This is a genomic window from Acidovorax sp. Q11 (genome assembly GCF_054950075.1).
This window is the reverse complement of record NZ_JBUDZG010000003.1, coordinates 60,737-80,689: the sequence shown is the minus strand read 5'-3', so window position 1 is coordinate 80,689 and position 19,953 is coordinate 60,737. Positions and strand designations below refer to the sequence as shown.

Annotated in this window: 12 protein-coding genes; 3 read left to right on the top strand and 9 right to left on the bottom strand. The window is 66.3% G+C overall.

Annotated elements, in window-relative coordinates; translation table 11 throughout:
- Positions 1 to 250: 250 nt before the first annotated feature.
- The 9 genes from ACYZGB_RS04065 to ACYZGB_RS04025 form a co-directional block, all read right to left on the bottom strand.
- A complete protein-coding gene (locus ACYZGB_RS04065; RefSeq protein ID WP_462386939.1) occupies positions 251 to 2,107 on the bottom strand; it encodes an ABC transporter ATP-binding protein in 1,857 nt (618 codons plus the stop codon).
- Between the two features lie 124 nt (positions 2,108 to 2,231).
- Positions 2,232 to 2,699: a CopD family protein gene (locus tag ACYZGB_RS04060; protein WP_462386938.1), complete on the bottom strand. Its 468-nt coding sequence runs from the start codon at positions 2,697 to 2,699 to the stop codon at positions 2,232 to 2,234.
- 113 nt (positions 2,700 to 2,812) lie between these two features.
- A complete protein-coding gene (locus ACYZGB_RS04055; protein ID WP_462386937.1) occupies positions 2,813 to 4,174 on the bottom strand; it encodes a sensor domain-containing protein in 1,362 nt (453 codons plus the stop codon).
- A gap of 90 nt (positions 4,175 to 4,264) precedes the next feature.
- Positions 4,265 to 5,125 (bottom strand): isocitrate lyase/PEP mutase family protein, encoded by an 861-nt coding sequence (locus tag ACYZGB_RS04050; protein ID WP_462386936.1) that lies wholly within the window; start codon positions 5,123 to 5,125, stop codon positions 4,265 to 4,267.
- A 76-nt stretch (positions 5,126 to 5,201) separates the two neighbouring features.
- On the bottom strand, positions 5,202 to 6,476 hold the full coding sequence (locus tag ACYZGB_RS04045) for a PrpF domain-containing protein (RefSeq protein ID WP_462386935.1): 1,275 nt from the start codon (positions 6,474 to 6,476) through the stop codon (positions 5,202 to 5,204).
- Positions 6,473 to 6,856, bottom strand: coding sequence for an endonuclease domain-containing protein (locus ACYZGB_RS04040; RefSeq protein WP_462386933.1), 384 nt, complete (start codon positions 6,854 to 6,856; stop codon positions 6,473 to 6,475). Before ACYZGB_RS04040 ends, ACYZGB_RS04045 begins: the two co-directional genes overlap by 4 nt.
- A 70-nt stretch (positions 6,857 to 6,926) precedes the next feature.
- Positions 6,927 to 9,593: a Fe/S-dependent 2-methylisocitrate dehydratase AcnD gene (acnD, locus tag ACYZGB_RS04035; protein WP_462386931.1), complete on the bottom strand. Its 2,667-nt coding sequence runs from the start codon at positions 9,591 to 9,593 to the stop codon at positions 6,927 to 6,929.
- Positions 9,594 to 9,626: 33 nt separating this feature from the next.
- Positions 9,627 to 10,784 carry a bifunctional 2-methylcitrate synthase/citrate synthase gene (gene prpC, locus ACYZGB_RS04030; protein WP_462386929.1) on the bottom strand — a complete coding sequence of 386 codons (1,158 nt, stop codon included), beginning with the start codon at positions 10,782 to 10,784 and terminating at the stop codon, positions 9,627 to 9,629.
- Positions 10,781 to 11,176 carry an acyl-CoA thioesterase gene (locus ACYZGB_RS04025; protein WP_218301151.1) on the bottom strand — a complete coding sequence of 132 codons (396 nt, stop codon included), beginning with the start codon at positions 11,174 to 11,176 and terminating at the stop codon, positions 10,781 to 10,783. Before ACYZGB_RS04025 ends, prpC begins: the two co-directional genes overlap by 4 nt.
- A gap of 134 nt (positions 11,177 to 11,310) precedes the next feature.
- On the opposite strand from ACYZGB_RS04025, the gene ACYZGB_RS04020 reads away from it, so the two are divergent.
- From ACYZGB_RS04020 to smc, 3 genes are all read left to right on the top strand, one after another.
- Positions 11,311 to 12,759, top strand: a complete 1,449-nt coding sequence (locus ACYZGB_RS04020) for a short-chain fatty acyl-CoA regulator family protein (RefSeq protein ID WP_462386926.1) — start codon at positions 11,311 to 11,313, stop codon at positions 12,757 to 12,759.
- Positions 12,760 to 13,095: 336 nt separating this feature from the next.
- A complete protein-coding gene (locus ACYZGB_RS04015; protein ID WP_462386924.1) occupies positions 13,096 to 16,119 on the top strand; it encodes a bifunctional diguanylate cyclase/phosphodiesterase in 3,024 nt (1,007 codons plus the stop codon).
- A 294-nt stretch (positions 16,120 to 16,413) separates the two neighbouring features.
- Entirely contained in the window at positions 16,414 to 19,938 is a 3,525-nt protein-coding gene (smc, locus tag ACYZGB_RS04010) for a chromosome segregation protein SMC (RefSeq protein WP_462386922.1), read from the top strand.
- Positions 19,939 to 19,953: the final 15 nt, after the last annotated feature.

The following is a 19,953-nucleotide window of genomic DNA, read 5'->3' as shown; positions in this document are numbered from 1 at the left end:
CGGTCTTTGCGGGATAGGGTGCCAGGCGCGGTGTGCAGTGGATAGCCCGGCTATCCACAAGCGCCGCAACGCCGCAGACTACCCGCAAAGACCACTGCCCGCAGGCTTGGAGCGAAATCGGGCGGATGAACTCGAAGCTTTGGCGCCCCGGCAGCTTGCATGGGCATGAGGCCATGCAGCGCATCCGAAGCGTCCACGTCCATCACGATGGCGCTCCAACGCGATCCCCTGCGAGATCGCAAACAGACCCTTAGTCTTCGTCCGACTCGCCCAGGAACCCGCCGCTCTGGTGGCCCCACAGCCGCGCATACACGCCCCCCAGCGCCAGCAACTGCACATGGGTGCCTTCCTCCACGATGCGGCCAGCGTCCAGCACGATGAGCCGGTCCATGGCTGCGATGGTGGACAGCCGGTGCGCAATGGCGATCACGGTCTTGCCTTCCATCAGGCTGTCCAGGCTTTGCTGGATGGCGGCCTCGACCTCGGAGTCGAGCGCGCTGGTGGCTTCGTCCAGCAGCAGGATGGGCGCGTCCTTGAGCATCACGCGCGCAATGGCCACGCGCTGGCGCTGGCCGCCCGAGAGCTTCACGCCGCGTTCGCCCACCTGGGCGTCGTAGCCGGTGCGGCCGTGCAGGTCGCTCAGGGTTTCGATGAATTCGGCGGCCTCGGCGCGGCGGGCGGCGATATGCATGTCCTCTTCGGTCGCATCGGGGCGGCCATAGAGGATGTTGTCGCGCATGGAGCGGTGCAGCAGCGAGGTGTCTTGCGTGACCATGCCGATGTTGCGGCGCAGGCTGTCTTGTGTGACATGGGCAATGTCCTGCCCGTCGATGAGCACGCGGCCCGCGTGCACGTCGTGAAAGCGCAGCAGCAGGTTCACAAGGGTGGACTTGCCCGCGCCTGAGCGGCCGATGAGACCGATCTTTTCGCCCGGGCGGATGGTGAGCTGCAGCGCATCGATGACCGGGCGGCCCTTGCCGGAGGCAGCCCCCTGGTTCTCGTAGGCAAAGCTCACGTTGTCGAAGCGCACCTCGCCGTGCGTCACCTGCAGCGGCTGTGTATCGGGTGCATCGACCACGGTGCGCGGCTTGGTCAGGGTGTTGATGCCGTCCTGGATGGTGCCCACGCTCTCGAACAGCGTGGTCATCTCCCACATCACCCAGTGGGCGTGGCCCGACACGCGCAGCGTCATGGCGATGACGGCGGCCACGGCGCCCGCGCCCACCTCGCCCAGCGTCCAGAGCCACAGCGCCGTGCCGCAGGCGCCCAGGATCATCGCCACCACCAGTGCCTGGTTCACGATCTCGAAGAGGCTAACCAGCCGCATCTGTGCATAGCCCGTGAGCTTGAAGGCATCCATGGCCGCCCGCGCAAACTCGGACTCGCGCCGCGTGTGCGAAAACAGCTTGACGGTGGCGATGTTGGTGTAGGCATCGGTGATGCGCCCGGTCATCACCGAGCGCGCGTCGGCCTGCGCCTTGCCCACCTTGCCCAGGCGCGGCACAAAGTACCAGCAGGCCAGGCCATAGGCCACGATCCAGAGCGCAAACGGCACAATCAGCCGCGCATCGAACCCCGCCAGCAACACGAGGATGGTGACCAGGTAGATGCCCATGCCGATCACCACATCGGTGGTGGTGAAGATCATGTCGCGCACGGCCAGCGCGGTCTGCATGATCTTGGTGGTGATACGGCCCGCGAACTCGTCGGCATAGAAGGCCATGCTCTGGCCCAGCATCAGGCGGTGGAAGTTCCAGCGCAGGCGCAGCGGAAAGTTGATGGCCAGCACCTGGTGCTTGAGGCTGGTTTGCCAGGAGACCAGCACCAGCGTGCCCATCAGCAGCGCGACGATGCCCAGGATCGCCCCTTTGTGCTCTGCCCACAGCGCATGGGGCGCCACGGTAGACAACCAATCCACCACGTGGCCGAGCACCGCAAACAGCAGGGCCTCGAACACGGCAATGGCTGCTGACAACGCCGCCATGGCCACCACGTAGCCGCGCAGGCCACGGGTGCAGTCCCACACAAAGGCCATGAAGTCCTTCGGGGGCAGATGGGGTTCGGCGGGGGGATAGGGGGGAAGGCGACTTTCGAAATACTTGAACACGTAGCAGGGCTCCTCGTTACCCGATGGTAGAGGAGCCGCAGGACCAGGGTGTGTCAGCAGCGGCTTGCCCGCGCCTGAAGTAGGTGCACTGTGGCCAGCGGCCTGCGCAATGCGTTGCCGTGGGTTACAGCAGCAGGGTGATGACCACAATGGCCACGCCCAGGCCCAGGTTCACCGCCACCCACTGGCGGATCGCTGCCATGGCCTGGCCGCCTGCGGGCCAGTCGGACGCGGCCACCGCCCGTTGCAGGCGGCGAAAGAGCGCAAAACGGATATGGCCGAAGATGGCCATCATCACGATGCCCAGCGTGGCCATGATGGTCCAGTCCAGCGGCATGGCAAAGCTTCCGCCCGACTGGGCGGCCTGCCGGGCGACGTTGCCGATCATCCACAGCCCGCTGACGAGCACGATGACCACCGCCACGGTGACGGCGCCCAGAAAACGCTGCAGCACATCGTGCATCAACCGCAGGCGCTGCGGCGGCTCCAGCGACTGCGCCGCAGGGCGCAGAAAGAAATGGGCAAACACCATGCCACCGATCCACACGATGATGGACAGGACATGGGCGAGCTTGAGGGCGTTGTAGAGCATGGGGTTGAATCTTGTGGGGAGGGGCGGGCGGGCCGCCGGGCTTGCTGCGGCCCGGATTGTGCAGCGAACACCCGCCGCACGGGGGCTTGGCCCTGCCTGCCGGAGGGCTTGGGTCAGAGGGGCTGGGTTTCTGCCTGCTGTGCCACACGCACCTGGTTGCCGCCGCTTTTCTTCGACTGGTACATGGCCTCGTCGGCGTGGCCGAGCAGGTGGTGTTCTTCACCCCCGTGTTCGGGGTAGATGGCCACGCCAATGCTGGGCTGGATGTTCAGGCGAATGCCTTCCAGGTCAAACGGCTGCGTAAAGGCCGACAGGATCTTGTCGGCCACTGTGGTGGCGTGGTCGCGGGCCAGGCCACTTTCGAGCAGCACCACAAATTCGTCGCCCCCCAGGCGGGCCACGGTGTCGGAGCCGCGCACACATTCAAGCAAACGCTGCGCCACCCGCTGCAGCAACAGGTCGCCCATGGCGTGGCCCAGGGTGTCGTTGACCTCCTTGAACCGGTCCAGGTCGATGAACAGCAGCGACAGCAGACGCTGGTCGCGCCGTGCACGGGCCAGGGCGGTCTTGAGGCGGTCCAGAAACAGCTGGCGGTTGGGCAGGTGCGTGAGCTGGTCGTACTGCGCCATGTGCTCCAGGCGCTCGTGCATCTGCTTGCGTTCGATGGCTGCGGCCACCTGGGTAGAGACGAACTGCAGCAGGTCCTTGTCCTTGTCGGTGTAGCGGCCCTGTTCGGTGTAGCTTTGCAGCACCAGCGCGCCAATCGCGCCTTTCTGGGTTTGCAGGGGCACGCCCAGCCAGTACAGCGGCGGGCGCTGCTGCGGGGCGGGTGGCGGATGGGCTGTGCGGTTCTCGGGGGTCAGCAGCAAGGTGCAGCCGTTGTGGATGACCTCGGCACACAGCGCATCCTGCGCCAGCGCCATGGGGGGCGGGGCGGGCAGTGATTCGTTGACGTGGTAGGGAAAACTCAGCGAATCGGCCTGCGCGTCGTACAGCGCCACCGCAAAGTTGGTGGCGGGCAGCAGCCGCCCGATGATCTGGTGGATGTGCTGGAACAGCGCCTGCAGGTTCTGCGTGGTGTGGGCGGCCTCGGAGATCGCGTAGATCACGGCCTGCATGGATTCGGTGAGGCGGCGCTCGGTGATGTCGTGCGCCACGGCCAGCCGCACCTGCTGTTCGGGCAGCCAGCGCGCCGTCCAGCGGATATGGGCAATGGTGCCGTCTTTGCGTAGGTAGCGGTTCTCAAACTGCAGCTGCAGGTTGCCCTCGGTCACGCTCTTGGCCTGGCGCTGGGTGATGGCAAGGTCATCGGGGTGCACGATGTCCAGCATGCGCTTGCCCACCACTTCTTTGGGGTGGTAGCCAAAAATGCGCTCGAATGCGGGGCTGACAAAAACGATGGAGCTGTCCACATTGACGAGGCAGACGGCATCGAGCATCAGGTCCACCACGTTCAGGGAAGGAATGCTGTGCATTGGGCAGCGCGCGCAGAGTGCATGGAGCGACCATTGTGCCGCGCCCAATGCCTTTGTGCGGCGCTGTGTGCATAAACACACAAGGCTCCTTCAGGTGTATTTGGTTTCGAGCGCATCCCACTCGGTTTTGCGCACCAGGCGCTGGCGCTCGGCAAACGGCGCTACCAGGGCCGGGTCTTCGTCGATGCGTTGCTGCTCGCGCAGCACGGTCAGTGCCTTTTGCATGCCAGCCACCGCGCCCTGCAGCGCCGCGTTGGCGTACAGCACCAGGCCATAGCCCAGCCCGGCCAGTTCTTCGGCACTGGTGATGGGCGTCTTGCCGCCGATCACCATGTTCATCAGCTGGGGCGCGGCCAGACGCTGGGGCAGGGCGCGGATCTCTTCCAGCGTGGTAACGGCCTCCACAAACAGAATGTCTGCACCCGCCTCCTGAAAGCGCTGGGCGCGCTCCACTGCCGCTTCAAAGCCCTGGGTGGCGCAGGCATCCGTGCGTGCCAGGATGAGGGTGCCTGCCTCGCGGCGAGCGTCCACGGCGGCTTTGATCTTGCCCAGCATCTCGTCGGTGCTGATCACCTCCTTGCCGTTGAAATGCCCGCAGCGCTTGGGGCTGACCTGGTCTTCGAGCTGGATGCAGTCGGCACCTGCGCGCTCCAGCGTTCGCACCGCGTGGTAGGTGTTGAGTGCGTTGCCAAAGCCCGTGTCGGCATCCACGATGAGCGGTAACTCCACCGCATCGCGGATGCGGGCAGTGTGGTCTGCAATGTCGGTGAGGCCCATGAAGGCCTGGTCGGGCAGGCCGAACCACATGTTGGTGACGCCTGCGCCGGTGATGTAGATGGCTTCAAAGCCCTGGTCGGCTACGACACGGGCGGAAAGCGCGTTGAACGCGCCGGGCACGATGACACCCCGGCGGGCGTGGGCCAGGGCCTTGAGTTGTTGTTTGGTGTTCATGAATTGTAAGGATTTGATTTGCTATTGTTTTTGTAGCTATGAAGTCTTGATGGACGGGCGGAAGAGGCCAGAAAAATCAAAAAGTACCGCCGGGCACACGCACCCAGCCTTCCATCAGGATGCGGGCGCTGCGGCTCATGAGGGCCTTGGTCACTGTCCACTGGCCGTCGGTCTGGACTGCCTCGGCCCCCACACGCAGGGTGCCCGAGGGGTGGCCAAACCGCACGCTGCTGCGCACGCCCCCGCCCGCTGCCAGGTTGACCAGCGTGCCGGGGATGGCTGCGGCCGTGCCAATGGCCACGGCCGCCGTGCCCATCATGGCGTGGTGCAGCTGGCCCATGGAGAGCGCGCGCACTAGCAGGTCGATGTCTTTGGCGTCAATGGCTTTGCCGCTGGAGGCCGTGTAGCTGGCCGGTGGCGCGACAAACGCGATCTTGGGCGTGTGCTGGCGCGTGGCGGCCTCGCTCACGTGCTGGATCAGTCCCATGCGCAGGGCGCCGTATGCACGGATCGTCTCGAAGCGCGCCAGTGCCGCCGCATCGCCGTTGATGGCCTGCTGCAGCTCGGTGCCGGTGTAACCCAGCTCTTGCGCATTGAGAAAGATGGTGGGGATGCCCGCGTTGATCAGCGTGGCGGCGAAGCTGCCGACCCCGGGCACCTCCAAGGTGTCCACCACGTTGCCCGTCGGGAACAACGCCCCCACGCTCCCCACTGCGTGTGGTTCGCTGCCCCCCGAGGGGGCCCTCGCCAGCTTGGGGCGGCCCGGCGCTGCCGAGATGGCTCCCCCATCATCGCCATCGTCCGCCGGGTCCATGAACTCCAGCGCCACCTCGGCGGCGGCAAAGGTCACGCCGTCCAGCTCGAAGTCGCCCGTCTCCTGCACCTGACCGTTGCTGATGGGCACATGCGCCACGATGGTCTTGCCGATGTTGGCCTGCCAGATGCGGATGGGGATGGTGCCGTCCTGCGGAATCCGCGCCGCATCGATCAGCCCCATGTGAATGGCGCACGGCCCCACAGCGGCCGACAGGTTGCCGCAGTTGCCGCTCCAGTCCACGAAGGGCTGGTCGATGGATACCTGGCCAAACAGGTAGTCCACGTCGTGGCCCGGCCGCGTGCTGCGCGACAGAATCACGGCCTTGCTGGTGCTCGACGACGCATTGCCCATGCCGTCGATCTGCTTGCCGTACGGATCAGGGCTGCCCAGTACGCGCAGCAGCAGGGCGTCGCGGGCGGGGCCGGGTTGTTGGGCGGGGGCGGGCAAGTCCTGCAGTTGGAAGAACACGCCTTTACTGGTGCCGCCACGCATGTAAGTGGCAGGGATTTTGATTTGAGAAGGATGGTTGTTCATGGTGTTCCTCCCCTCGCCCCTTGTGGGAGAGGGGCCGGGGGAGAGGGGGTGCCCGCACGCACAGCATTCCAGATGCTTTCCAGCACCGCATCCGTGTTGTGCAGGATGTCGTTGTTCCAAAACCGCAGCAGGGTGAAGCCCTGGCTGTGCAGCCAGGTGTCGCGGGCAGCGTCGTGCTCCGAATCCACATGCTGCCCGCCATCGGCTTCCACGATCAGCCGCAGGCCGAAATGCACAAAGTCCACGATATAGGGGCCGATGGGTTGTTGGCGGCGGAACTTCTGGCCGTCCATGCGGTGGGCGCGCAGGTGCCTCCAGAGCAGCTGTTCGGCGTCGGTCATGTTCTGGCGCAGGGTTTTGGTGAATTGGCGTTGGTCCATGGGTAGGCCCCCTCTCCCCCGGCCCCTCTCCCACAAGGGGCGAGGGGAGCAAGATAAATAGCAGCGATTGTCATCGTGCGCGAGCCCCTCTCCCCTCGCGGGAGAGGGGTTGGGGAGAGGGGGCGACCCCAGCCCGCGCCGCCAAAAAATCCTGCGCAAAACGCTGCAGCACACCACCCGCCGCGTACACCGAAACCTCCTCTGCAGTGTCCAGCCGACAGCGCATGGGCACTCTCACCACCTCACCCAGCTTGTGTTGAACAACAAGCATCACCGTCGCACCGGGCATCAGATCACCCTCCACGCCATACACCTCCGTCCCATCCAGCCCCAGCGTGATGCGGTTGACCCCCGCCTCAAACTCCAGCGGCAACACCCCCATGCCAATCAGGTTGGTGCGGTGGATGCGCTCAAAGCCCTCGGCCACCACCACCTCCACCCCGGCAAGCCGCACGCCCTTGGCGGCCCAGTCGCGGCTGGACCCCTGGCCGTAGTCGGCACCGGCAATGATGATGAGCGGCTGGCGGCGGTTCAGATAGGTTTCCATGGCCTCCCACATGCGCATGACTTGGCCTTCGGGCTCCACGCGGGCGAGCGAGCCTTTTTTCACTTGGCCATCCACCACGGCCATCTCGTTGACGAGCTGCGGGTTGGCAAACGTGGCGCGCATGGCCGTGAGGTGGTCGCCCCGGTGCGTGGCGTAGGAGTTGAAGTCCTCCTCGGGCACGCCCATGTGGGCCAGGTATTCGCCCGCTGCGCTGTTCCGCAAGATTGCGTTCGACGGCGAGAGGTGGTCAGTGGTGATGTTGTCGGGCAGGATGGCCAGTGGGCGCATGCCTTTCAACGTGCGCGGGTGGGCGGCCAGCGCGCCGATGCCCTCGGTGTCCCAGTAGGGCGGGCGGCGGATGTAGGTGGACTGTGTTCGCCAGCCGTACTGCGGCGAGACGCGCTCGCCATCGCCCGGCCGGATGGCGAACATGGGTTCGTACACGGCGCGATACTGTGCGGGTTTGACGGCAACCTTCACCACGGCGTCGATTTCTGCATCGCTGGGCCACAGGTCTTTGAGGCGAATCGCCTGGCCGTCCACCACCGCTAGCACATCCTTTTCGATGTCAAAACGCACCGTGCCCGCAATTGCATAGGCCACGACCAGCGGGGGCGAGGCCAGAAACGCCTGCTTGGCATAGGGGTGGATGCGCCCGTCGAAATTGCGGTTGCCCGAGAGCACGGCGGTGGCGTAGAGGTCGCGGTCAATGATCTCCTGCTGGATGGCACGGTCCAGCGCGCCACTCATCCCGTTGCACGTGGTGCAGGCAAAGGCCACGATGCCAAAGCCGAGCTTTTCCAGGTCGGCCAGCAAGCCCGCTTCCTTCAGATACAGCTCCACCGCCTTGGAGCCGGGCGCCAGCGAGGTCTTGACCCAGGGCTTGCGCGTGAGACCCAGCCGGTTGGCGTTGCGCGCCAGCAGCGCGGCGGCGATCACGTTGCGCGGGTTGCTGGTGTTGGTGCAGCTGGTGATGGCGGCAATGACCACGGCGCCATCGGGCATCGTGCCGTCCTGCGGTGCGGGCATGGCCCAGGGGCCCGCGATGCCTTGGGCCGCCAGGTCGGACGTGGCAACACGCGCGTGGGGGTTGGAGGGGCCGGCCAGGTTGCGCACCACGCTCGACAGGTCGAACACCAGGTTGCGCGCATAGACAGCGTCCTGGAGGGTGTCTGACCACAATCCCGCCGCCTTGGCATAGGTCGCGACCAGCTTCACTTGTTCCGCCTCGCGGCCCGTCAGCGTCAGATACTCCAGCGTCTGTTCGTCGATGCTGAACAGGGCCGCCGTGGCGCCGTATTCGGGCGCCATGTTCGAGATGGTGGCGCGGTCGCCAATCGTGAGCTTGCTTGCACCGTCGCCAAAGAACTCCAGGTACGCACCCACCACCTTGGCCTTGCGCAGAAACTCGGTGAGCGCCAGCACCACATCGGTGGCGGTGATGCCGTCCTGGCGCTGGCCGGTCAGTTGCACGCCCACGATTTCGGGCAGCCGCATCATCGATGCACGCCCCAACATCACGTTCTCGGCCTCCAGGCCGCCCACGCCGATGGCGATCACGCCCAGCGCATCCACATGGGGGGTGTGGCTGTCGGTGCCCACGCAGGTGTCGGGGTAGGCCACCCCCCGGTCGGCTTGGACCACGGGTGACATTTTTTCCAGATTGATCTGGTGCATGATCCCGTTCCCCGCCGGGATCACATCCACATTGGCAAAGGCTTTTTTGGTCCACTCGATGAAGTGGAAGCGGTCTTCGTTGCGGCGGTCTTCGATGGTGCGGTTCTTGGCGAAGGCATCGGGGTCGAACCCGCCACACTCCACGGCCAGGGAATGGTCCACGATGAGCTGCACTGGCACCACGGGGTTCACCTGGGCCGGGTCGCCGCCCTCCTTGGCAATCGCATCGCGCAGGCCCGCCAGATCCACCAGCGCCGTCTGACCCAGGATGTCGTGGCACACCACGCGCGCCGGGTACCAGGGGAAGTCGCGGTCGCTGCGCCGCTCGACGAGCTGGCGCAGGCAGTCGTTGATGGTGGCCGGGTCGGCGCGGCGCACGATGTTTTCGGCGTGGACCCGGGCGGTGTAGGGCAGGGTGGCCCAGGCGCCCGGTTGCAGGGCTTCGACGGCCTCTCGGGCATCAAAGTAGTCGAGCTGCGTGCCGGGCAGCTTCTTGCGATACAGAGTGTTCATGAGCGTGGGGCAGGGGGCTTCGGCCGTTTGGTTTTACTTGCGGTCCTGGATTGGTACGAACGCCAGGTCTTCGGGCCCGGTGTAGTTCGCACTCGGCCGGATGATTTTGTTGTCCTGCCGCTGCTCGATGATGTGCGCCGCCCAGCCGCTGGTGCGTGCGATGACGAACAGCGGAGTGAACATGGCGGTAGGCACACCCATCATGTGGTAGCTCACGGCGCTGAACCAGTCGAGGTTGGGGAACATCTTTTTCACCTCCCACATCACGGTCTCCAGCCGCTCGGCAATGTCGTACATCTTGGTGCTGCCAGCCTCTTGCGACAAGTTGTGCGCAACGCCTTTGATGACCACATTGCGCGGGTCGCTCACGGTGTAGACCGGGTGGCCGAAGCCAATGACCACCTCCTTGGCCTCCACGCGGCGGCGGATGTCGGCCTCGGCTTCGTCCGGGCTGTCGTAGCGTTTCTGGATCTCGAAAGCCACCTCGTTCGCGCCGCCATGCTTGGGGCCCCGCAGCGCGCCGATGGCGCCGGTGATGGCCGAATACATGTCGCTGCCCGTGCCTGCCACCACGCGGGCGGTGAAGGTGCTGGCGTTGAACTCATGCTCGGCATACAGGTTCAGCGAGGTGTGCATGGCGCGTTCCCACGCCGCGCTGGGCTTGGAGCCGTGCAGCAGGTGCAAGAAGTGCGCGCCGATGGAGTCGTCATCGGTCTCCACCTCGATGCGGCGGCCCGAGCTGGCCCAGTGGTGCCAGTAGAGCAGCATCGAACCGAGTGATGCCATCAACCGATCGGCAATGTCGCGCGCACCCGGCAGGTTGTGGTCGTCCTTTTCAGGCAGCGCACAGCCCAGGGCCGAGACGCCCGTGCGCATCACGTCCATGGGGTGGCTGGCGGCGGGCAGTTGCTCCAGCGCCTGCTTCACACTCATCGGCAGGCCGCGCAGGGCCTTGAGCTTGGACTTGTAGGCACGCAGTTCAGCGCGCGTGGGCAGCTTGCCGTGTACCAGTAGGTGGGCGATTTCTTCAAACTCGCAGACCTCGGCAATGTCGAGGATGTCGTAGCCCCGGTAGTGCAGGTCGTTGCCCGTGCGGCCTACTGTGCAGAGGGCGGTGTTGCCCGCCGTCACGCCCGAGAGCGCGACGGACTTCTTGGGCTTGAAGCCCGGGGTTTCAACGGTGGTAGTCATGCGGTCTCCTGGTTTACATATGTGTTGGTGATGGCAGCGGGGCGGCCTTTGCCATCCACCGCCACCATTTCAAAAATCCCCTTCAGCACTTCGTCCTGGGGCGAGCCCAGCGTGGCGGCCAGACCGGTCACGCACACGGTGAGCGAGCTGCGGCCGACGCGGGTGACCCAGGCGCGCAGCGTGAGCACGTGGCCCACGGGCACGGGGGCCAGAAAACGCACGTCGGTCACGCCCGCCATCACCACATCGCGCTGTGCGGCGCCGCGCGCTGCCAGAAACGCCGCCTTGGCCATGAGCTGCAGGGCGTTGCCGCCAAACAGCGTGCCGTAGTGGTTGGCTTCGGCGGGGAAGACGATTTCCGTCAGCTCGACGGTGCCTTGAGGGGTTGTCATGCTTCGCAATTTACGCACAATGACATCCCTCTGTAAGTCCTGAATTGGTGAATGATTGCGAATAAAAATAAGTCAGTTTGCAAATATTGCGGATGATATTGAAGGTGCTGCCAAGCACCACTGAGAAAGATGGAATGAAAAAAACCTTCATGGGTGTGCGCTTGCGCCGCCTGCGCGAAGAGCGCGGCATGACCCAGGTGGCGCTGGCCCGGGCGCTGGACCTGTCGGCCAGCTACCTCAACCAGCTGGAGCAAAACCAGCGCCCGCTCACGGTGCCCGTGCTGCTCAAGATCAATGCCGTGTTCGGTGTAGATGTGCAGCGCTTTTCGGATGACGACGAGGCGCGCCTCATCACCGGCCTGCGCGAGGTGCTGGCGGACCTGCCTGCGGGCCTGGCCGGAGACGGCGCTGGCGATGCCGTGTCCCTGGCCGAGATCCGCGAGCTGGCCGCAGGCATGCCCGCCGTGGCGCGCACGCTGCTGGCGCTGCACCAGCGGCACCGCCAGGCGCTGGAGCGGCTGGCGGCCCTGGGCAACGACCGCAGCGGCGAGGGCGTGTTGGCCCCGCACCCACCCATGGCCTATGAAGAAGTGCGTGACTTCTTCTTTGCGCGCCAGAACCACATTGCCGAGCTGGACGATGCTGCCGAACGCTGTGCCGCTGAATGGGGCCTGCTGCCCGGCCGGGCCGATGAGGCGCTGGCCCAACGCCTGCTGGCCGCCCACGGCGTGAGGGTGGTGGATGTGGCCGACCTGCCGGGGCAGGCGCAGCGCGTGTTCCAGGCCGAGGCCGGGCTGCTGCAGCTGGCGGCGGGGCTGGAGCGCGGGCAGCGCGCGTTTCAGATGGCGACGCAGCTGGCGTTTCTGGAGCAGGGCGCCGAGCTGCAGCGCTTGGCCGACAGCGCCGGGTTGTCCAGCGACCAGGCCCGGGCGCTGGCGCGCATTGGTCTGGCCAACTACTTTGCGGGGGCGCTGGTGTTGCCCTACACGGCCTTTCTGCGGGCGGCCGAAGCGGCGCACTACGACATCGACCGACTGGGCCAGCAGTTTGGTGTGGGCTTCGAGACCGTGTGCCACCGCCTGTCCACGCTGCAGCGGCCCAGTGCGCGCGGCGTGCCGTTCTTCTTCATCCGGGTGGACCGCGCGGGCAACATCAGCAAGCGGCAGTCGGCCACACACTTTCACTTCAGCAAGATCGGTGGCTCCTGCCCGCTGTGGAATGTGTACGAGGCCTTCGCACAGCCGGGCCGCATCGTGCCGCAGGTGGCACGCATGCCCGATGGCCGCGCCTACCTGTGGGTGGCGCGCACCGTGTCGCGCAGCGGGGGCGGGTGGGGCGTGCCGGGCAAGGAGTTCTCGGTGGCGCTGGGCTGCGATATCCGGCATGCGCCGCAACTGGTGTACTCACGCGGGCTCCATCTCGCCAACCCCGATGCGGCCGTGCCCATCGGCATGGGTTGCAAGGTGTGCGAGCGGGACGCCTGCCCGCAGCGCGCCTTCCCGCCCATTGGGCGGGCGCTGGATGTGAATGAGAACCACAGCCGTTTTGCCCCATATCCGGTGGCTGCGACCCACCGGTCATGAAATGCGCTCATCATTTCATAGCTTGCAAAGCATGACAGTGTTGCGGAGACGGCATTTTTTCATTGAATGTTGCGCGGTAACAAAATGTTGGTGCCGCTGGGCCGGGTTTGCCGCTATCCTGCGTCCATCCCGCTCTGGCTGGCCGACTTGTTGCCTGGCTGGCTTCCCACCAACCTGCTCCCCGGCTGAGGCATTCGTCTGACTCTCCCCCCGAGTTCCCCCCTCCCGGCCGGCCCGCTTGCGCCGGGCCGCTACAGGCACTGGTGGTCTGGCCTGGGCGTGGCCGTGCTGGGGCTGTGCCTCAGCCTGTGGCTGGGAGCACACCAGGCGGATTCGATGGCACAAATTGACGAAGCGCGGTTTGTGCAGGAGGCGCGGGCTTTTTCCGATGCGCTGGGCCAGCGCATCACCGGGCACACTGAGGTGGTCAACGGCCTGCGGGGCCTGTTCACCGCCAACCCCCATCTGTCGCGGCTGGACTTCGAGCGCGCCGCCAGCGAGATGGAAGTGGGCCAACGTTACCCGGGGGTGCGCAACCTGTCGTTCACCCGCTGGGTGCCAGGCCCGGAACGCGAAGCCTACGAGGCCCGCGTGCGGGTGGACACCTCGCTCTCGCCCGATGGCTTCCCCAACTTCCGCATCCACCCGCCGGGTGAGCGTGCCGAATACTTTGTGGCCGAGTACCTCTGGCCCATGGTGGGCAACGAAGGGGTGCTGGGCCTGGACATCAGCGCCCAGCCCACCAATCTGGCGGCCATGCGCTACAGCCGCGACAGCGGCCAGACCGTGGTGTCGGCGCCGTTCGACCTGATCCAGGAAGAAAAATACCGCCAGGGCATCGTGATCCGCGTGCCGGTGTTCGACCCCACGGCGGGCACTGCCGAGCAGCGGTTTGTGGGGGCCGTGGCCTCTACCCTGCGGGTGTACGACTTGGTGCAGGGCCTCGGCAGCCAGGGCTTTCTGAACGGCATCGCCGTGGCCATGACCGACCAGGGCCCGGTGCGCACGGACGCCCGCGACACCAAGGTGCGCCCGCTGCTGGAGCAGACATCGCCCGGCCTGCCCGGCGCGCGGCCACTGGTGCGCGACCTGGTGGCGCACGACCGGCGCTGGCAGCTGACCTTTTATCCCACGCGCTCGTTCCTGGCGCCGCAAGAGGCACGGCTGCCGCTGCTGGCGGGGCTGGCTGGTGTGCTGGTGTCGCTGCTGGCCGCGTCCACGGTGGGGCTGCTGGTGCGCCAGCGCACCCTGGCGCTGGTGCGCGCCCAGGTCTCGGACGACGCGCGGCGCGAAAGCGAAGAGCGGTTTGGTGCCCTGTTCAACCAGGCCACCGTAGGGGTGGCGCAGGTGGATTCCGACACCGGACAGTTCCTGCGCGCCAACCAGCGGCATGCCGACATCCTGGGCTACAGTGTGCAGGAGCTGGTGGGCAAGACCTTCCAGAGCCTCACCCACCCCGACGACCTGGCCGCCGACATGGCTCAGGTGCGGCGCCTCAAGAGCGGCGAACTGCCCGAGTACCGGACCGAAAAACGCTACATCCACAAGGACGGGCATGTGGTCTGGGGCGACCTCACTGTGTCGTCGATGTGGTTCACCGGCCACCACATTGCCGTGGTGCAGGACATCACCTCCCGCAAGCGCATGGAAGAAACCCTGCGCGCCAACGAGCAGCGCCTGCGCAGCATCCTGGAGCGCCTGCCCATGGGCCTGTGCCTGGTGCAGGACGATGGCCTCATCAGCTTCCGCAACGAGCGCTACGTGCAGATCTGCGGCTACACACAGGAAGAAGTCCCCGATGTGGACACCTGGTGGCAGCGCGCCTACCCGGACGCGGTGGAGCGCGATGCCACCCGGCAAAAGCTGATCGAGGCCAAAAACCAGGGCGTGATCCCCGCCGCCGAATACACCATCCGGTGCGCCGACGGCAAGCTCAAGCCGGTTGAGATCTCCGGCATCTTTGTCGATGGCGGGCGCCTCATCACCATGCAGGACCTGAGCCAGCACAAGGCGGCCGAGGAAGAGATCAACACCCTGGCGTACTACGACCCGCTCACCCGCCTGCCCAACCGGCGCCTGCTGATGGACCGGCTGCAGCAGGCACTGGCCACCAGCGCGCGCCACCACCGCAGCGGTGCGCTTTTGATGCTGGACCTGGACAACTTCAAGACCCTCAATGAAACCCGGGGCCACGACCGGGGCGACACCCTGCTGTTGCAGGTGGCGCACCGCCTGCGCGGCTGCGTGCATGAAGACGACACCGTGGCCCGCCAGGGCGGCGACGAGTTTGTGGTGGTGCTGGAAGACCTGGGCGCCAGCCCCGAAGAGGCGGCGGCACGCGGCGAAGAGGTGGGCCAGCGCATCCTGGCCGTGCTGCGCGAGCCCTACCTGCTCGATGGCGACACGCACCACAGCTCGCTGAGCATGGGCGTGGCGGTGTTCAGCGGCATGCGCGAGACGGCGGACGAGCTGCTCAAGCGCGCAGACCTGGCGCTCTACCAGGCCAAGGACGCGGGCCGTGACACCCTGCGCTTCTACGACCCCAGAATGCAGGCCGCCGTGAGCGCGCGGGCCGCGCTGGAGCTGGACATGCGCACGGGCCTGGCCCAGGGGCAGTTCGAGCTGTACTACCAGCCTCAGATCGACCATGGCCGCATCATCGGCGCCGAGGCCCTGCTGCGCTGGCGCCACCCGCGTGACGGGTTTGTGTCGCCCGCCCATTTCATCCCGCTGGCCGAGGAGACTGGGCTCATCCTGCCGCTGGGCGAATGGGTGCTGAAGACCGCCTGCCAGTGCTTGGCGTCGTGGGCGCTGCAGCCCGCACTGGCGCCCCTGAGCCTGGCCGTCAACGTGAGCCCGCGCCAGTTCCACCAGAGCGGCTTTGTGGCTCAGGTGCTCGCCGCCCTGGCCGGTGCCGGGGTCGATGGCCGCCAGCTCAAGCTGGAGATGACCGAAGGCCTGCTGCTGGAAGATGTGGAAGACACCATCGACAAGATGGGCCAGCTCAAGGGCTACGGTGTGGGCTTTTCGCTTGACGACTTTGGCACCGGGTACTCGTCACTGAGCTACCTCAAGCGCCTGCCGCTCGACCAGCTCAAGATCGACCAGAGCTTCGTGCGCGACGTGCTCACCGACCCCAACGACGCTGCCATTGCCCGCACCGTGGTGGCCCTGGGCACCAGCCTGGGCCTGCGCGTGATCGCCGAAGGGGTGGAAACCGAGGCGCAGCGCGAGTTTCTGGAGCGGCACAACTGCCATGCCTGGCAGGGCTACCTGCTGAGCCCCCCGCTGCCCGCGGCCGAGTTCGAGGCCCTGGTGCGCCGCACCAATGCGGTAGACGGGTTGCCGCCCCAGGCCTGAACGCCGGGCGGGGCAGGGGCTTTCCAGGCGCTGTTTGCCGGGTGATCCAGCTGGGTTGGGTTGTTCAAAATTGATAGCTGTAGAGTCATGCTGGATGCGCGGGAAGGCCTGTTTTAACCAAATGTTTCCGCAATACACAGCTTAGGGAGCCGCCCCAAGCCGCCAGAGCAGGGGGGCACGCAGGCGGCGCGGTATCATTCCGCCGTGGCTGCCGCCAGCGAGTTCCCCGCCGGAACGCCCGTCCGGCGCAGCTTCCCATCCCCGCTTCTCCCATTTTTGCCCGCCCCCTGACCCGTGCGTCTTACCTCCATCAAGCTTTCCGGTTTCAAGTCGTTCGCTGAACCCACCAACTTCATGCTGCCCGGCCAACTGGTGGGCGTGGTGGGCCCGAACGGCTGCGGCAAGTCCAACATCATGGACGCGGTGCGCTGGGTGCTGGGCGAGAGCAAGGCCAGCGAGCTGCGTGGCGAGTCCATGCAGGACGTGATCTTCAGCGGCACCACCACCCGCAAGCAGGCCAGCCGTGCCAGCGTGGAGCTGGTGTTCGACAACTCCGACCACCGCGCAGGCGGCCAGTGGGGCCAATACGGCGAGGTGGCCGTGCGCCGCGTGCTCACGCGTGACGGCACCAGCAGCTATTTTCTGAACAACCAGCCCGTTCGCCGCCGCGACGTGCAGGACGTGTTCCTGGGCACCGGCCTGGGCCCACGCGCCTACGCCATCATCGGCCAGGGCACCATCAGCCGCATCATCGAAAGCCGCCCTGAGGAACTGCGCCTGTTCCTCGAAGAGGCTGCAGGCGTCTCCAAGTACAAGGAGCGTCGCCGCGAGACCGAAAACCGTCTGTCGGACACGCGCGAGAACCTCACGCGGGTCGAAGACATCCTGCGCGAGCTGAACGCCAACCTCGAAAAGCTCGAAAAACAGGCCGAGGTGGCTGCCAAATACAACGCGCTCAACTCCGACGCCACACTCAAGCAGCACCAGCTGTGGTTCTTGAAGCGGGCCGAGGCGGAGGAGCAGCAGAACAAGGTGCGCCTGGATGGCCTGCAGGCTGTGAACGACCTCGAATCGCGCATGGCCGACCTGCGCGCGGTTGAGTCCGACCTTGAAACCATCCGCCAGGCCCACTACGCTGCGGGCGACCAGGTCAACCAGGCCCAGGGCAAGCTGTACGAGGCCACGGCCGAAGTCGGCAAGCTCGAAGCCGAGATCCGCTACGTGGTGGAAGGCCGCCAGCGTGTGGAACAGCGCCTGGTGCAGCTGGCCGAGCAGATCGCCCAGTGGCAGGCCCGCAAGGAAGAGGCCGACATCGAGCTGGAAAACCTGGCTGGCGCGGGTGTGGACGCCGAAGAGCGCGCCGAACTGCTCGCTGCCCAGGTGGAAGAGCAGGCCATGCAAATGCCTGATCTGGAAGAAGCCCTGCGCCAGGCCCAAAGCCGCACGGCAGAGCAGCGCAGCAGCGTGGTGCAGGTGCAGCAGCAGATCGGCGTGCTGGCCGCCGAGCAGCGCAGTTTTGACGAGCAAAGCCGCCAGCTCGACGCCCGCTTTGAGCGCCTGCGCACCGACCGCAACGCGCTGGCCGCACCCGACGAAGCCCGCCTCGACAACCTGCGCGAGCAACTCGAAGAAGCGCAAGAGATTGCCGAAACCACCGCAGCCCGCCTGCACGAGTTGCAGGAGTCTGTGCCCCAACTGGACGACGACCGCCGCGCGCGCCAGCAGGCCGTGAACAGCGAGAGCGCCCGCCAGGCCGAGCTGTCGGCCCGCATGGAGGCGCTCAAGGCGCTGCAGGAAAAGGTCAAGACCGACGGCAAGCTGCGCCCCTGGCTCGCCAAACATGGCCTCGACGGCCTGCAAGGCCTGTGGAGCCGCATCCACATCGAGCCCGGCTGGGAAAACGCGCTGGAAGCTGCCCTGCGCGAGCGCCTGGCTGCGCTGGAAGTAGGGCGCCTGGACATGGTGCGCGGCTTCCTCGGCTCCGGCGGCAACGATGCGCCGCCCGCACGCCTGGCTTTCTACAGCGCCCCTGCGGCGGGCCACCCCGAAACATCGTCCCCCCACGCCCGCCTGTCCGACCTGCTGCGCTTGAACGACGCGGGCCTGCGGGCCGTGTTGGTGGACTGGCTGCAAGGCTGCTACACCGCGCCCACCCTGGACGACGCTCTGGCCCGCCGCAGCACGCTGCAACCTGGGGAGATGGTGTTTGTTCCTACCGGCCATGCGGTCAGCGCCCACAGCGTGAGCTTTTATGCGCAGGACTCCGAGCAGTCGGGCATGCTGGCCCGCGCGCAGGAGATCGAGCACCTCGAAAAAGAGCTGCGCGCGCAAGCGCTCATCGCCGAAGAATCGCGCACCGCCCTGGTCCGCGCCGAGGCCGCGTATGCCGATGCCTCCCAGCGCTTGGTGGCCGCCCGCCGCGAAGCCACTGAAACCCAGAGCCGCGCCCACGAGCTGCAGGTTGAAACCCTGCGCCTGACCCAGCTCGCTGAACAAACCCGCGCGCGCAGCCAGCAGATCGACGGCGACCTGGCCGAGGTCGAGGCCCAGCTGGCCGACCTGCAGGAACGCCGAGTCGCCGCCGAGGCCCGCTTTGAAGAGCTGGACATGCAACTGGCCGACAGCCAGGAGCGCGAGGCCCAGCTGGGCGACAAGGTCATCGAGGCGGAGCGCAGGCTCACCGCCTGCCGCGAACAGCAGCGCGCGCTGGAGCGCCAGGCGCAAGAAGCCACGTTCTCGCAGCGCAGCCTGGAGGCGCGCCGCGCCGAACTCAATCGCTCCATCGAAACCGCCACCCAGCAGGCCAAGGCCCTGGCCGACGAGGAGCAGCGTGCGCGTGACGAACTCGCCCGCCTGTCTGACGCCGCCGCGCAAGGTGGGCTCCAGGCAGCGCTGGAGCTGAAGATGGAGCGCGAAAAGGCCCTTGGTGCCCAGCGCAGCGAATACGACGACCTCACCACCAAGCTGCGCGCCAGCGATGAACGCCGCATGCAGCTCGAACGCGCGCTCGACCCGCTGCGCGCGCGCATCACCGAGTTCCAGCTCAAGGAACAGGCCGCGCGCCTGGGCCTGGAGCAGTACACCACCCTGCTGGCCGACGCACAAGCCGACCTCGAAGCCGTGGCCCAGTCGATCACCGACGGCAATGTGCGCATGGGCGGACTGCAAGGCGAAATCGACCGCCTGCACCGCGAGATCGCAGCCCTGGGCGCGGTCAACTTGGCTGCGTTGGATGAACTGAAGCTCGCCAGCGAGCGCAAGATCTTCCTCGATGCGCAGACCGCCGACCTGACCGAGGCCATGAACACGCTGGAAGACGCGATCCGCAAGATCGACGGCGAAACGCGCCAGTTGCTCTCCGGAACCTTCGACACCGTGAACGCGCACTTTGGCCGCATGTTCCCCGAGCTGTTCGGGGGCGGCCAGGCCAAGCTCATCATCACGGGCGACGAAATTCTCGACTCCGGCGTGCAGGTGATGGCGCAGCCGCCCGGCAAGAAGAACCAGACCATTCACCTGTTGTCGGGGGGCGAAAAGGCCCTCACGGCCATCGCGCTGGTGTTCGCCATCTTCCAGCTCAATCCCGCGCCGTTCTGCCTGCTGGACGAGGTGGATGCGCCGCTGGACGACGCCAACACCGAACGTTATGCCAAGCTGGTGTCCAGCATGAGCAAGGGCACGCAGTTCCTGTTCATCAGCCACAACAAGATTGCGATGGAAATGGCCGAGCAACTGATCGGCGTGACCATGCAGGAGCAGGGCGTGTCGCGCATCGTGGCGGTGGACATGGAGTCGGCCCTGACGATGGTGGACGCTTGAACCCATTGATTCAAA

What these genes read in the sequence shown, in the direction of transcription:
- ACYZGB_RS04060 (WP_462386938.1), bottom strand. Translation starts at nt 2,699, where the DNA reads ATGCTCTACAACGCCCTCAAGCTCGCCCATGTCCTGTCCATCATCGTG.
- ACYZGB_RS04055 (WP_462386937.1), bottom strand. Translation starts at nt 4,174, where the DNA reads ATGCACAGCATTCCTTCCCTGAACGTGGTGGACCTGATGCTCGATGCC.
- ACYZGB_RS04050 (WP_462386936.1), bottom strand. Translation starts at nt 5,125, where the DNA reads ATGAACACCAAACAACAACTCAAGGCCCTGGCCCACGCCCGCCGGGGT.
- ACYZGB_RS04045 (WP_462386935.1), bottom strand. Translation starts at nt 6,476, where the DNA reads ATGAACAACCATCCTTCTCAAATCAAAATCCCTGCCACTTACATGCGT.
- ACYZGB_RS04040 (WP_462386933.1), bottom strand. Translation starts at nt 6,856, where the DNA reads ATGGACCAACGCCAATTCACCAAAACCCTGCGCCAGAACATGACCGAC.
- acnD (WP_462386931.1), bottom strand. Translation starts at nt 9,593, where the DNA reads ATGAACACTCTGTATCGCAAGAAGCTGCCCGGCACGCAGCTCGACTAC.
- prpC (WP_462386929.1), bottom strand. Translation starts at nt 10,784, where the DNA reads ATGACTACCACCGTTGAAACCCCGGGCTTCAAGCCCAAGAAGTCCGTC.
- ACYZGB_RS04025 (WP_218301151.1), bottom strand. Translation starts at nt 11,176, where the DNA reads ATGACAACCCCTCAAGGCACCGTCGAGCTGACGGAAATCGTCTTCCCC.
- ACYZGB_RS04020 (WP_462386926.1), top strand. Translation starts at nt 11,311, where the DNA reads ATGAAAAAAACCTTCATGGGTGTGCGCTTGCGCCGCCTGCGCGAAGAG.
- ACYZGB_RS04015 (WP_462386924.1), top strand. Translation starts at nt 13,096, where the DNA reads ATGGCACAAATTGACGAAGCGCGGTTTGTGCAGGAGGCGCGGGCTTTT.